This is a genomic window from Leucobacter sp. NPDC015123 (assembly GCF_043080205.1).
Classification (GTDB): domain Bacteria; phylum Actinomycetota; class Actinomycetes; order Actinomycetales; family Microbacteriaceae; genus Leucobacter; species Leucobacter aridicollis_A.
Genome location: NZ_JBIBVH010000002.1, coordinates 47,819 through 61,119, shown reverse-complemented (window position 1 = coordinate 61,119; position 13,301 = coordinate 47,819). Strand labels below are relative to the sequence as shown.

The following is a 13,301-nucleotide window of genomic DNA, read 5'->3' as shown; positions in this document are numbered from 1 at the left end:
GCTAGCGCACCGCCGCCAGGTCCTCTGCGTCGAGGATCGTGTACGCATACCCCTGCTCAGCGAGAAAGCGCTGTCGATTCTGCGCAAAGTCCTGGTCGACAGTATCGCGGGCGATGAGCGTGTAGAACGACGCCTCGACGTCAGTCTGCTTCGGCCGAAGCAAGCGGCCGAGGCGCTGCGCCTCCTCCTGACGCGAGCCGAACGAACCGGAAATCTGGATCGCGACCGACGCGTCGGGAAGATCGACCGAGAAGTTCGCGACCTTTGACACGACAAGAATCTTCTCGTCGCCCGAACGGAACGCGTTAAAGAGGTCCTCACGTTCATTCACTGGGGTTTGCCCGGTGATGAGTGGAGCGTCGAGCGCCTCAGCCATCGACTCGAGCTGGTCGATGTACTGCCCGATGACGAGGATGCTCTCGCCCTCGTGCCTGTCGATGATCTCGCGGGCGACGCGCTCCTTCTGGGCGGTGGAGGAGGCGATGCGGTAGCGATCCTGATCTTCAGCGATCGCGTACTCGAGCCGCTCGCTCTCGGGGAGATCGATGCGAATCTCGAAGCATTCGGCAGGCGCGATGAAGCCCTGCGCCTCGATGTCTTTCCACGCAGCGTCGTAGCGCTTGGGGCCAATGAGGCTGAAGACGTCGCCCTCGCGGCCGTCCTCGCGCACGAGCGTCGCGGTGAGGCCGAGACGGCGGCGAGCCTGCAACTCTGCTGTCAGCTTGAACACGGGTGCGGGGAGCAAATGCACCTCGTCGTAGACAATGACCCCCCAATCCTGGGCATCGAGGAGCGAGAGGTGCGCGTACTCGCCCTTTCGCTTGCTCGTGAGGATCTGGTAGGTAGCGATCGTAACGGGCTTTACCTCTTTGACCTGGCCTGAGTACTCGCCGATCTCGTCCTCGGTGAGGTTTGTGCGCTTGAGCAGCTCGTCGCGCCACTGACGCGCGGACACCGCGTTGGTGACAAGGATCAGTGTTTTCGCGCCGACAGCTGCCATCGATGCGGCGCCAACCAAGGTCTTGCCCGCGCCACAGGGGAGCACGACAACGCCAGAGCCGCCACGCTGGAATGCCTCAACTGCCTTAGCCTGGTAGTCGCGGAGCTCCCAGTCGCCCTCCTCGAGCGAAATGTCGTAGGGCTCGCCTGGCCTGTATCCCGCGAGGTCTTCTGCCGGCCAGCCCCGGGCGACGAGCTGCTGCTTGAGCTCACCGCGGGCCCAGGCTTCGACGGGGGCGGTGAGGTCGTCGATCTTGTTGCCAAGCAGGGGCGCGATTTTCTTCGCCGACGACACTTCCCGCATGATTGCGGCGTCGTCGGAGCGGAGGATGAGCTGGCCCTCGGCGTCGCGCTCGATTGTGAGTCTGCCGTAGCGACGCATCGTGTCGGCGATCTCCGATGCGACACCGCTCGGCACGGGGAACTTCGCGTGACGGTTGAGTGTGTCGAGAATCTCCTCGGCGGTGTGCCCTGCCGCACGAGCATTCCACAGCCCGAGACGTGTCACCCTGTACGTGTGGATGTGCTCGGGGGCGCGCTCAAGTTCCGCGAAGACGGCGAGTTCGTGCCGCGCGTCTTCAGCGTCGGGGTGCGCTACCTCGAGCAGCACGGTATGGTCGCTCTGAACAATGAGGGGGCCGAGAGTCATAACTGGCCATTCTACCCCGGTTCGCTGCGCATTGGGCGTGTGTGACGGCGCTACCGAATGCCCAGGTAGAACCTATTGCCGTCGCTTCGGTGCAGGGCGTGATAGCGCTCAAAGGGAACTCCCTGCGCGTCCCAGGCGATGGAATCGATCGCGAGTATTGGGTCCTCAGGGCGCAGCTGCAGCAGCTTGGCATCCTCACCCGACGGATTGACCGCACTTATCCACCTGTCGGCGCCGCTTGGGTGCACGCCGTAGTGCCTGCGAAGGTGATCGTAGAGCGACTGGTTCTCGAGGTTTGCGCGAGCAAGGTTGGGAAACCGTTGCTCGGGCAGCACGGTGTCAACGAGGAGCCAGGGGGCGGTGTCGACGAAGCGGAGTCGGCGGAGCCGAATGACAGGATCGCCGACGCCGATCTGGAGCTCTTCCGAGAGCTTCGCGTCGGCGACATCGGTCTCGAAGTGAATGACCTTGGTGGTGATGATGCGCCCGGTCGCCTCAAGGTCGGCTGAGGACCCCATCATCGACCCCACAAACTTCAGTTCTGGGCGGCGTGGTGAGACGAACGAACCTCGGGCCCGAACTTTGTAGATGAGGCCGGCACGCACGAGGTCCGCGAGCGCCTCTCTGACGACGGTGCGAGACACGCCGTAGCGATTGATGAGCTCTGATTCCGAGGGCAGCGCTTGGTCGGGGAGGAGGCGCCCTGCGTCAATTTCCTCCCTGAGAGCGCTTGAGAGCTGCTGCCACAGGGGCGCGTCCGCGAAGCGGTCGAGTGACCCTGGTGCGACTGGACTCTGCATTGCTTGCCTTCCTGACTGAGCGATGGTCTCGCCCGAGCATAACGGTTTGCGGGTGGTGCACGCTTCGGAATTGACAGCGGTATGACTTCACTTTAATCTAGTCACGACCAACTCGTCATTACCAGTTGGTTATTACAGGATGATGAAGATCTTGTGGCACGGAGATGAAATCCGAGCCGCGCAACGGAGCGACCAGGAGACAACAATGAAGTTCAAGATCAACCGCCGCCTGATCGGCGGAATCGCTGCCGCGAGTGCGGCAGCGCTGCTGCTCGCCGGCTGCTCCGGCGCGGCACAGCCTGCGGACGAGGGCCAGGCTGGCGGCGACCCGAAGGGCCTGAAAGTCGCGCTGTCGAACGGGTTCGTCAACGGGTGGAGGCTCACCCTCATCGACAAGTTTGAACAGGAGGCCGAGAAGCTCAAGGGCGAGGGAATCGTCTCCGACTACTCAGTGGTGAATGCGCCCGGCGAGAACAGCGCAACAGAGCAGGCCTCGCAAATCCGCAGCCTCATGCTGCAGAACCCTGACGTACTCATGGTGATCCCTGCTTCCTCGACAGCCCTCGTGCCCGTCGTTGAAGAGGCCTGCACCGCTGGCATCAACGTCGTCATCCTCGACGCCGATATGGACACGAGCTGCGGCACTGTCGTGCGCAACGACTACGGTCAGTGGGGCGCCGACTCCCTCGAGCCCGCGCTCGAGGCCATCGGCGGCAAGGGCAACGTGATTGTCAACCGCGGCGTGATCGGCTCGCAGCCGGAGGAAGAGTTCAACGCGCGTCAGCAGGAGATCCTCGCCGAGCACCCCGACGTGAAGGTCGCGGCTGAGGTCAACGGCTTCTGCGATGCGGCGACCGCGCAGAAGGAGATCGTCGCGATCCTCGGCTCGATGCCTGAGATTGCTGCAGTTCCAGGGTGCATCGGCGGAATGGGCGTTGTGCAGGCCTTCGAGTCGGCCAACCGCGAGGCTCCCGTTGTTGTGTTCGACACCGACGGCAAGTCGCTGAGCTTCTGGAAGGACAAGGGCATTGACAACGGTTCATTCGCTGCCCTCACCGATCCGGGCCAGGTTATCGCCGCGATGTACGTCGCCCTCGCGAAGGAGCGCGGCGAAGAGGTTCCCGAGCAGGTCGTGTTGCCGCTCGTCCAGGTCACCAAGGACAGCCTCGACTACTGGGTAGAGACTCTCGGCGCCGATGAGTACGCCGCGAACCAGTGGGACGAGGAGTCGACTGACGCCGCGATCAAGGCACTCCTCGCAGGCGAAGCAGTCCAGGCTCCGGCCCAGAAGTAACCCCCGGCCGACAAGCTCACAAGGAGAACCCGATGACGACCCAGACGGAGAGCACCCGCGTGGCGGGGGCGAAGCCCGCGCACGACCTGCTGCAAGCGACGGCGGTGTCGAAGCGATACGGGAACACGCTCGCACTCGCGGGAATCGATATCACTGTCGCAGCGGGGGAGATCCTCGGGCTTGTCGGCCACAACGGCGCAGGCAAGAGCACGCTCATGCGCGTGCTTGCCGGCCGCGAATCAACCGACACCGGAACGGTGCAGTGGCACGAGGGCGGCGCGTGGGATCAGCGCGCCGCCGCTCGGGCCGGTGTTCGGATGATCTACCAGGAGCTCGCGCTGTGCCCTGACCTCACGGTCGCCGAGAACATCGCGTTGTCAAGTGACTCCGCCAGTGGCTGGAGCTGGAAGAAGCGTGCAGAGCGCCAGGTCACTGAGACGCTCGACAGGGTGTTCCCCGGCCACGGGATCAGCATTGTGCGGCGCACGAGTTCGCTCTCGATGCCCCAACGACAGATGGTTGAGATCGCCAGGGCGATGTGCACCCCGAAGCTCACGATGCTGATCCTTGACGAGCCAACCGAGTCGCTCAGCATGGATGCGACGCGGCAGATGTACGCGGCGCTCGGTGAGCTCGCGGAGCGTGGCGTCGGCATGGTCCTCATCTCCCACCGCATGCAGGAGGTGCTCGCGAACGCCGACCGCATCGCGGTGATGAAAGACGGCAAAGTTGTCGAGATCTTGCCCGCGACCGAGACCGACGAAGACCAACTTCTCTCAATCATGGGCGGCGGCGTCCACGCCGACACTGCGGTGATGCAGAACGTCGAAGCGATCGACGATTCTCCCGTCGCCGCGGTGGGGGAGACTGTCGCCCAGATCGCCGCCGGCGACGAAACGTTCGCCGTGCGCAGCGGCGAGATCATCGGCCTTGCGGGCCTTGCGGGGCACGGCCAGGAGCAGCTGCTGCAGCGCCTGTGGTCTGGCTCGCGCGGCGTGGACGTGCGAGGGCGCAGGGCATACGTGCCTGGCGACCGCCAGACAAGCGGAATCTTCCCGCTCTGGTCTGTCGCGGAGAACCTCACGGTCTCAGCCGCCCGCCAGCTCTCCGTCGGCGGTGTGATTTCCGCAGCACGTGAGCGCGTGCTCGCTGCCGAGTGGGTGCAGCGACTCAACGTGAAGGGCGGTGCGAAGGCCCCGATCACGTCGCTCTCAGGTGGAAACCAGCAGAAGGTGCTCGTCGCTCGAGCCTTCGCGACGGATGCGCCCCTCGTGCTCCTCGACGACCCCTTCCGCGGCGTCGACGTGAAAACGAAGAACGAACTCTACGCGCTCATGCGTATTGAGGCTTCCCGCGGGCGATCGATCGTCTGGTACTCGACTGAGAACGGCGAGATGGCCCACTGCGACCGCGTCTACGTGTTCCGCTCGGGCCGAATCGTGAGTGAGCTCGCGAACCAAGAGATTTCCGAGGATCGGATCATCGCCGACTCCTTCGGAGTAGACCCCCGGCTGACGGAGGAGAACTGATGAGCACAACCATTTCGTCTGCGCCGAGCGCCCGCGAGCGCTTGCGCGCCGGGGCCCAGAACGGATCGCCAGCGCTGCTCTCGTTCGTCGCGCTCGCCGTGATCTTTGCGATCACCGCGTTCTTGCAGCCTGGAATTCTCAGCGTTCCGGGCCTCACCCTCATGCTCATGTCGTCGGTGCCGCTTGTGCTTGCTGCGCAGGCCCAGATGATCATGATGAGCGTCGGCGACATCGACCTGAGTGTCGGCTACCTTGTCGGGCTCGTCACTGTGATCTCTGCGCGGCTGCTCGGGGGATCGCCGGGCATCGCAGTGCTCCTCATCGCTGGCATCCTCGCGGTGTACGCGGTGCTCGCCTACGTCGTGCAGCGGCACGGGGTGCCCTCGATCATTGTCACCCTCGGCATGTCGTTTGTCTGGCTCGGTATCGGCCTGCAGATTAGCCCGACGCCCGGCGGTGAGACGCCTGCCTGGCTCTCCGCGATCTCGCAGTGGCGGCCGACAGCGTTCCCGGCGCCGATCGTGCTCATCGCGCTCGCCACGCTGCTCGGCTGGTTCATCTCGCGTCGAGCGAAGGTCGGCATGCGCATCCGCGCGCTGGGCTCGCAGGCGCCAACGCTCGAGAAGGCAGGCATCTCGCTTATCGGTACGCGCGTCAGCGCCTACGTGATTGCCGCCGGAATGCTTGTGCTCGCGGGCCTGCTGCTCGCTTCCCAGACTTGGTCGGGCGACATCAACTCGGCAAGTGAGTTCACGCTCATGACGATTGCAGCGGTGATTCTTGGCGGCGGAACGTTCTCTGGCGGTCGTGCCTTGCCCATCGGCGTCACGATCGGCGCCGTCACGCTTGGCCTCATCACGGTCCTCCTCAGCCTCATTAACCTGCCTTCAAGTCTGCAGTCTGCAGCGCAGGGAATCATTGTGCTCGCTGTGCTCGCGGGTCGAATCATCACGGAGAGGATCGCGCGATGAACACGCAGCTACATCCTGATCGCACCCCGCGCCGGGGTTTTGTCTGGCCCGCCTGGGGCTGGTCGCTTATCGGAGTGCTCGTCGTCTGGGGAATCATCATCTCCGTCCGTCCTGGATCTCCCCTTGACCCGCTCACGCAAGCGCTGTCCCTCGCACCGTTCCTCGTACTCGTCGCGCTCGGTCAGATGCTCGTCATCACCCTCGGACCAGGCAACATTGATGTATCGGTCGGCACCATCATCTCGATGTCGTCGTACGTGTCAGTGCTTGTCGCATCCTCGGCTGGCGCGCTCGCGGGCGTGCTTGCTGGCGTCGTCGCTGGCCTCGCAGCTGGCCTCGTGAGTACCGCAGCGATCCTGCTCTTGCGCGTTCCTCCCATCATCGCGACGCTCGCCACGAGCCTCATCGTCACGAGCGCGACCCTGCTGCTTGCAGGATCGGCTCGCGGTAGCGCTCCCCAGTCACTGCGCGAGCTCGTCACCGCGAAACTCCTCGGCGTCCCGCTGATCGCGGTGTTCGTGCTCGCCGTGACGATCGTCATCTGGTTCGTGCTGCGCCGCACCCGCTTCGGGCACTCGGTGATCGCTGTCGGCCAGAGCGCGAAGGCGGCTGAGCGCGCGGGTCTCCCCGTCACGCTCGTCACCGCATCCGCCTACATTCTCTGCGCAGGCTTCGCAGGCCTCGTTGGCGCCCTGCTCGCGGCCTTCATCTCGCCGAGCACGGTACTTGGCACCTCGTACATGCTCGACTCGATCGCGGTCGTGGTGATCGGCGGCACCCTCATCTCGGGCGGACGCCCGGTGCCCATCGGCGCCTGGACTGGAGCGCTCTTCTTCGTGCTGCTCTCTGGGCTCCTCAATCTCGTCGGTTGGTCTGTCGGCGCGCAGAACGTGCTCAAGGGTGTGCTCGTCGTGCTCGTCGTCATCGTTGCGTCGCTCGCGACAGGGACAGGCCGCTCGACCCTCTCACGATTCAAGGCATCAGTCACGCGTGCGCCTGCCGCTGAGACTGAGCCCACAGCTTCCGTTTCACAACAAAAGGAGAACACCAATGGCTGACCTCGACGACCTCCGCGAAGGTACCGACTTCACCGGCGGCACCGCCGCGCGTGAGGGCTTCCACCTCAAGGGCCAGGCTGGCCAGGACTGGGGAACGAAGGCGCGTCTCTCGCGTATCTTTGACCCCCGCGACGGCAACACAGTGATGCTTGCCTTCGATCACGGCTACTTCCAGGGCCCCACCTCGGGTCTCGAGCGGCTCGACCGCTCGATCGTTCCGCTCGTGCCGCAGGCCGACGCGCTCATGTGCACTCGGGGTGCGCTGCGCACGACGATCCCCGCCGACAACGGCAAGGGCATCGTGCTCCGCGCCTCTGGCGGCTCGAGCGTGCTCACCGACCTATCGAACGAGGAGATCGCCGTTTCGATCGATGACGCCGTTCGCCTCGACGCGGCCGCACTCGCGGTGCAGGTCTTTGTCGGCGCCGAGAACGAGACAAAGTCAATCAAGAACATGACGACGCTCGTCGACAAGGGCCAGGCAGCGGGCATCCCGGTGCTCGCCGTGACCGCAGTCGGCAAGGACATGGTTCGCGACGCACGCTACTTCAGGCTCGCGACCCGCATGAGCGCAGAGCTTGGCGCTGCCTTCGTGAAGACCTACTACGTCGAAGAGGGCTTCGAAACAATCACGAGCGCGTGCCCGGTTCCGATTGTTATCGCTGGCGGCAAGAAGGTCTCCGAGCCGGAGGCGCTGCGCGTCGCCTACCGCGCGATGCAGGAGGGCGCTGCAGGCGTTGACATGGGGCGCAACGTGTTCCAGTCAGAGCACCCGGCAGCCATGCTCTCGGCCGTTCGTGGCGTCGTCCATGACGGGCTCACCCCAGAAGAGGCATTCGACCTCTACCAGACACTCGCGAACTGATACCACCTCGATGGGCGCCCACCGGGCGCCCATCGGTTTGAAGGGACCCCTGCATTGCCTACCCTCCGTACCTACGCCGAACCGAGCGCAGCTGATGTCGTCGTCATCGGCGCTGGAATTAACGGTCTCGCGATTACTCGCGAGGCGGCCAGGCGCGGCCTGAACGTCGTGATGATTGATCAGGACGACATCGCCGCTCGCACCTCGGCGATCTCCTCCCGCCTCATTCACGGTGGCCTGAAGTACCTTGAGCGGTTCGAGATTCCGCTTGTCTTCGAATCGATCCGGGAACGCAATATCCTGCTGCGCACGGCGCCGCACCTCGTGCACCCGTACCCGATGCTTATTCCCTTCACGAAGACGGGGTCGCGCCCCGGCTGGCTGCTCTCGTGCGGCCTCATCTTCCACGACGTGCTCTCGCTCGGCAAGAAGCTGCCGTTCAACCGCATCGTGTTCTCGCGCGGACTGAAGCGCGACTTCCCGGGCATCGCAGCCGGCGGCGTGAAGTGGGGCGGGCTGTTCCAAGACGCACATGTGCCCGTCACCGAGCGGTTCGCGGTGGAGATCGCGATCGACGCTGCGCGCAATGGCGCGACGATCCTTACCCACACGCCGGTGCTGTCGCTCATCCACGAGGGCGGTCGGGTCGCCGGGGTGGTGTATCGGGATCGCGAGACTGGCGAGCAGCGGTCGCTGCGCGCTCCAGTGGTGATCAACGCCGCGGGCCCGTGGGTGGATTCAGTGCTTGACCTCGACGGCGCACACGAGCGCAGGATCGGGCCGACGAAGGGCAGCCACCTCATCGTCGATGCCTTCCCGACCGCGCCCGACAAGTGCATCTTCTTCGAGTCTCCCGACGACAACCGACCGATGTTCGTGTTGCCGTGGCACAACGGCAAGTACATGCTTGGCACGACAGATCTGCCGTACGACGACTCGATCGACGAAATCATTGCTGACGGCGACGAGACAGAGTACCTGTTGCGGGCTGTCAACACGATCCTGCCTGGCGCGCAGCTCACGAGCACCGATGTGCTGTGGTCGTACTCAGGTGTCCGCCCGCTCCCGTACGTCGCGGACCTCACCGACCCGTCGTCGGTGACGCGCGATAGCGAGATTGTCGCGCATACTGGGGAGTCGCAGGGGCTCTTCACGCTCATCGGCGGCAAGTACACGACGCACCGCGCGCTCGGCGTGCAGGCGCTGAAGGTGATCGAGAAGGCGCTCGGTGTGCCGCACCGTCGCTCACAGACCGACAAGCTGCCGTTCCCCGGCGCACCCGCGGTCGACATCGACGAGTTCAGCTCCAGGTTCGTGGCCGCGAGTTCCCTCCCGTCGCGCACCGCGGAGCGACTCGCAACGGTCTACGGCGAGCTTGCCTGGGAGATCGCGGCGCTCGCCGCAGGCGCTCCTGCGCTGACTGAGGTCGTTGACGACGAGACTGGAGCGATTGCCGCTGAACTCGTCTACGCCGTGCGCGAGGAGGGCGCCGTCACGCTTGAGGACGTATTGCTTCGCCGCACGACTATCGCGTTGAATAGCGATGTCGGGCTCACTGCGGCGCCACGGGCCGCCGCAGTGCTCACCGAACACGTTGGCTGGACGCACGACCTCGCGGCTGAGGAACTCGCGCGCTACAGGCAGGCCGTGCGGCGGTTTGCGCCGCGCGCGCTGCAGACAGAACAGGGGTAGGGAAGACGATGAAGACGTGTGTCATCGGAATCGATGTGGGGCTCACGAGCGCGAAAGCTGCGGCGTTTGACGAGGCCGGTCACGAGATCGCGACTGTCTCGGCCCCGAACCCCCGCGTCGCAGTCTCGCGCGAACGCCAGGAGATCGACATGCGTGCGCTCTGGGACGTCGTCGCAGGCGTGCTGCGCGAGCTCCACGATGGGCTCGTGCGCGACGGCTGGATCGTGCGCGGGATCGGGGCCACAGGCCACGGCAACGGGCTGTATCTCGTCGACGAAGCGCTTGCGCCAGTGCGCACCGCGATTGCCTCGACGGATAGCCGCGCGGAGCGGATCGTCGCAGGGCTCGACCCTGCGGTTGTCGAGTCGGTACGCCAGTTGAGCGGCTCGATGCCGTGGGCCGCGCAGCCCGGCGTGCTGTTGCGCTGGCTGCACGACAACGAACCAGAGACCCTCGACACGGCAGCCTGGGCGCTCACCTGCAAAGACTGGATTACCGTCTGCCTCACGGGCGCGCCGAGCGCTGACTTGTCAGACTCGTCGGGCTGCGGGCTCGTGAACCTCCGCTCGCGCGAGTACGAGCCGGCGGTATTCGACATGCTCGGAGTTCCTCGAGACCTCATGCGGTTGTTGCCCAAGCTGCACCCGTCTGACGAGGTAGTCGGGGCGGTGACAGCTGAAGCCGCCGCGCTGACGGGCCTGCCCGTTGGCGTGCCCGTTGTCGCGGGCTGCATGGACTGCGTGGCGAGCCCGCTCGGAGCAGGATCGACAGAGAGCGGCGACGTCACAGTCATCGTTGGCACCTGGGCGATCAACAGCGTTGTCGTGCCAGCAGACGCTGAGCCGCCGCGAGTCACGATCAATGCGCTCCTCCCGGATCCGCGCTTCATGCTCGCTATGGAGGTCGCCCCCACATCGGCGGCGAGCATCGAGTGGGCGGCGAACGTGCTCGGTGATCGCGCCGAGCACCCTGTCTCTCCCCGGGAGCTACTTGAAGCTGCGGGGGATGTACCACCGCTCGCCGATGGGCTCATCTTCCTCCCGTTCATCCACGGCGCCCCAGAGCACCTGGGGGCTTCGGGCACGCTTCTTGGTATCAAGGGCAGCCACGGGTACGCCCACGTTGCCAGGGCGGTGGCCGAAGGTATCACGCAGTACCACCGCGTGCAGATCGAGAAGGTGACGAGTAGCGAGGCCAAACTCAGCGAGGCGCCGTGGACCCTCGCGGGCGGCGGCGCGAAGAACCCGCAGTGGGCGCAGATGTTCGCAGACGTCGTCGGGCACCCCATGCGTAGGCAGCTTGGTACAGAGCTCGGAGCCCGCGGTGTGGCCTCGCTCGCAGCGACGGGCATCGGCTGCGACATGGCTGCGTGGCGGGTCGAACCCGATCCTGACCTCGTCGTGGAGCCGGGGCCCGAGCAAACGCAGTACGCCGCACAGGCGGCGATGTTCGACCGCATCATCACCGCAATGGGACCCGTCTGGGAGGAATACAAGTGACAACCGATCTGCAGCGCGACCTCGAAGACATCGTCCGGGTCAGTCGAGAGCTCGGTGGCGACCCGTCGCTCGTGCTCCACGGCGGTGGCAACACGTCGATCAAGACCGTCGGCGTCGACGTCACGGGCGCCCCTGTCGACCTTGTGCTCGTGAAGGGGAGCGGGTGGGACCTCGGCACAATTGAGGCGCCTGGCTTTGCCCCGCTGCGGCGCGACAGGCTCGCTGAGCTCCTCACTCTCGCCGAGCTCGACGACGTCACAATGGTGAACGAGCTGCGCCAGGCGTCGCTCGATGCCGCGGCACCGACGGCATCGATCGAGGCGCTGCTCCACGCGTATCTGCCCGGCAAAGCCGTGCTGCACTCCCACGCCAACGCAATTGTCACGCTCACAAACAGTGGGTTCTCAGACGCCGATCTTGTCGCCGTGCTCGGCGAGCGAGTGCTCGTGTTGCCCTACGTCATGCCAGGCTTCCCACTCGCGCGGCTCGTCGCCGACAGTGATGTCTCGGGGGTTGACGCCGTGGTGTTGCGAAACCACGGCCTCTTCACGTTCGCCGACGACGCCGACGCGGCGCTCGCGCGACACCGCGAGCTCGTGGCGCTCGCGGAGGCCCACCTTGGAGTCGACTCGTGGGGCGAGCCGGGCGAGCTCACGCCTGCGTCTGGCACTGCGGTTGAGCTCGCGACGCTCCGCAGAGACGTGTCGCGCGCGGCTGGGGCTCCGATGCTTGTTCGGCAGACGCGCTCCGCGCGCGGGGCGGAGTTCGCCGCCCGGCCCGAGGCAGCCGAGCTCACGAGCCGGGGCACTGCGACACCCGAGCACGTGATCCACACGAAGCGCACGCCGATGGTTGGCCGTGACGTCGAGGCCTATGCGGCCACCTACCGCGAATACTTCGCCCGAAATGCCGCCCGCGCGACTGCGGACGTCTCTGAGCTGCACCCGGCCCCGCGCGTCGTGCTCGATCCGGAGCTCGGGTTGCTTGTGACAGGCGCGACGACCAAGGACCTGAAAGTGGCGGGAGATGTCGCGCTTCACACACTCGACGTCATCGACGCTGCCGACGCTGTCGGCACGTACGGATCGATCTCGGAAGCAGAATCGTTCGATATCGAGTACTGGTCGCTTGAGCAGGCGAAGCTCTCACGGAAGAAGACGAAGCCCCTCGGTGGCGAGGTGGCGATCGTCACGGGTGCGGCGTCGGGCATTGGCAAGGCCATCGCCGAACTACTCTTGGCGCAGGGCGCAGCTGTCGTGGGGATTGATCTGAACCCCGAGGTCGCAACGCTGAGCGACAGTGACTCGTGGCGCGGTGTGACAGGGGATGTGAGCGCGCCCGAGATTATCGACGCAGCGATGGAGACTGCGGTCCGCGAGTTCGGTGGCGTCGACATTGTCGTGGTCGCGGCAGGCATTTTCCCGACGAGCCAGGTGCTCGCGGAGCTCGACGATGAGGTGTGGGACCGCGCATTTCGCGTCAACGTCACGGCCGTGGCGCGGCTGTTCCGCGCAGTGCACCCGGTGCTCTCGCTCGCGCCAAACGGCGGACGCGTTGTGCTCGTCTCGACAAAGAATGTTGCAGCGCCTGGGCCGGGCGTCGCTGCCTACTCGGCGAGCAAGACCGCTGCGGCACAGCTCGCCAGGGTCGCTGCGCTCGAATGGGCCGCCGACGGTATCCGGGTCAACCAGGTTGAGCCAGACGCCGTCTTTGACACTGCGATCTGGACGCCGGAACTCCTCGCTGCTCGCGCGGCGAACTACGGACTGAGCGTGGAGGAATACCGCACCCGCAACCTTCTCCGAACGGAGGTGCGAAGCGTCACGGTAGCTGAGGCAGTCGTCGCCTTCTGCGAGCAGTTCCCCGCTACGACAGGCGCGCACCTGAGCGTCGACGGTGGCAACGACAGGGTCATCTAGACGCGCGACCAGAGAAGGGTGAGGCA

10 protein-coding genes are annotated in these 13,301 nt (G+C 65.4%); 8 read left to right on the top strand and 2 right to left on the bottom strand.

Annotated features, from left to right (window positions below):
- Position 1 precedes the first annotated feature (1 nt).
- Positions 2-1,648: a DNA repair helicase XPB gene (locus ACF07D_RS04000; RefSeq protein WP_391503986.1), complete on the bottom strand. Its 1,647-nt coding sequence runs from the start codon at positions 1,646-1,648 to the stop codon at positions 2-4.
- Between the two features lie 50 nt (positions 1,649-1,698).
- Complete coding sequence (locus tag ACF07D_RS03995) at positions 1,699-2,448, bottom strand: GntR family transcriptional regulator (protein WP_391503985.1); 750 nt, start codon at positions 2,446-2,448, stop codon at positions 1,699-1,701.
- A 205-nt stretch (positions 2,449-2,653) separates the two neighbouring features.
- Between ACF07D_RS03995 and ACF07D_RS03990 the strand changes: the two genes are divergently transcribed.
- Genes ACF07D_RS03990 through ACF07D_RS03955 form a run of 8 tightly spaced genes read left to right on the top strand, consistent with a single transcriptional unit; the run spans position 2,654 to position 13,275 of the window.
- Positions 2,654-3,742, top strand: a complete 1,089-nt coding sequence (locus ACF07D_RS03990) for a substrate-binding domain-containing protein (RefSeq protein WP_391503984.1) — start codon at positions 2,654-2,656, stop codon at positions 3,740-3,742.
- Between the two features lie 32 nt (positions 3,743-3,774).
- On the top strand, positions 3,775-5,271 hold the full coding sequence (locus ACF07D_RS03985) for a sugar ABC transporter ATP-binding protein (RefSeq protein ID WP_391503983.1): 1,497 nt from the start codon (positions 3,775-3,777) through the stop codon (positions 5,269-5,271).
- The gene (locus ACF07D_RS03980) at positions 5,271-6,242 is read left to right on the top strand and encodes an ABC transporter permease (protein WP_391503982.1); all 972 of its coding nucleotides are present in this window, start codon (positions 5,271-5,273) and stop codon (positions 6,240-6,242) included. Before ACF07D_RS03985 ends, ACF07D_RS03980 begins: the two co-directional genes overlap by 1 nt.
- Positions 6,239-7,300 (top strand): ABC transporter permease, encoded by a 1,062-nt coding sequence (locus ACF07D_RS03975; protein WP_391503981.1) that lies wholly within the window; start codon positions 6,239-6,241, stop codon positions 7,298-7,300. The genes ACF07D_RS03980 and ACF07D_RS03975 overlap by 4 nt, the downstream gene beginning before the upstream one ends.
- Positions 7,293-8,165 (top strand): 3-hydroxy-5-phosphonooxypentane-2,4-dione thiolase, encoded by an 873-nt coding sequence (gene lsrF / locus ACF07D_RS03970; RefSeq protein ID WP_391503980.1) that lies wholly within the window; start codon positions 7,293-7,295, stop codon positions 8,163-8,165. Before ACF07D_RS03975 ends, lsrF begins: the two co-directional genes overlap by 8 nt.
- A gap of 54 nt (positions 8,166-8,219) precedes the next feature.
- Positions 8,220-9,857 (top strand): FAD-dependent oxidoreductase, encoded by a 1,638-nt coding sequence (locus ACF07D_RS03965; protein ID WP_391503979.1) that lies wholly within the window; start codon positions 8,220-8,222, stop codon positions 9,855-9,857.
- Positions 9,858-9,865: 8 nt separating this feature from the next.
- On the top strand, positions 9,866-11,356 hold the full coding sequence (locus ACF07D_RS03960; RefSeq protein WP_391503978.1) for an FGGY-family carbohydrate kinase: 1,491 nt from the start codon (positions 9,866-9,868) through the stop codon (positions 11,354-11,356).
- On the top strand, positions 11,353-13,275 hold the full coding sequence (locus ACF07D_RS03955) for an SDR family NAD(P)-dependent oxidoreductase (RefSeq protein ID WP_391503977.1): 1,923 nt from the start codon (positions 11,353-11,355) through the stop codon (positions 13,273-13,275). The genes ACF07D_RS03960 and ACF07D_RS03955 overlap by 4 nt, the downstream gene beginning before the upstream one ends.
- Positions 13,276-13,301 lie beyond the last annotated feature (26 nt).

Bases quoted from the DNA above. Each gene is read 5' to 3' on its own strand.
- ACF07D_RS04000 (WP_391503986.1), bottom strand. From the start codon at position 1,648: ATGACTCTCGGCCCCCTCATTGTTCAGAGCGACCATACCGTGCTGCTC.
- ACF07D_RS03995 (WP_391503985.1), bottom strand. From the start codon at position 2,448: ATGCAGAGTCCAGTCGCACCAGGGTCACTCGACCGCTTCGCGGACGCG.
- ACF07D_RS03990 (WP_391503984.1), top strand. From the start codon at position 2,654: ATGAAGTTCAAGATCAACCGCCGCCTGATCGGCGGAATCGCTGCCGCG.
- ACF07D_RS03985 (WP_391503983.1), top strand. From the start codon at position 3,775: ATGACGACCCAGACGGAGAGCACCCGCGTGGCGGGGGCGAAGCCCGCG.
- ACF07D_RS03980 (WP_391503982.1), top strand. From the start codon at position 5,271: ATGAGCACAACCATTTCGTCTGCGCCGAGCGCCCGCGAGCGCTTGCGC.
- ACF07D_RS03975 (WP_391503981.1), top strand. From the start codon at position 6,239: ATGAACACGCAGCTACATCCTGATCGCACCCCGCGCCGGGGTTTTGTC.
- lsrF (WP_391503980.1), top strand. From the start codon at position 7,293: ATGGCTGACCTCGACGACCTCCGCGAAGGTACCGACTTCACCGGCGGC.
- ACF07D_RS03960 (WP_391503978.1), top strand. From the start codon at position 9,866: ATGAAGACGTGTGTCATCGGAATCGATGTGGGGCTCACGAGCGCGAAA.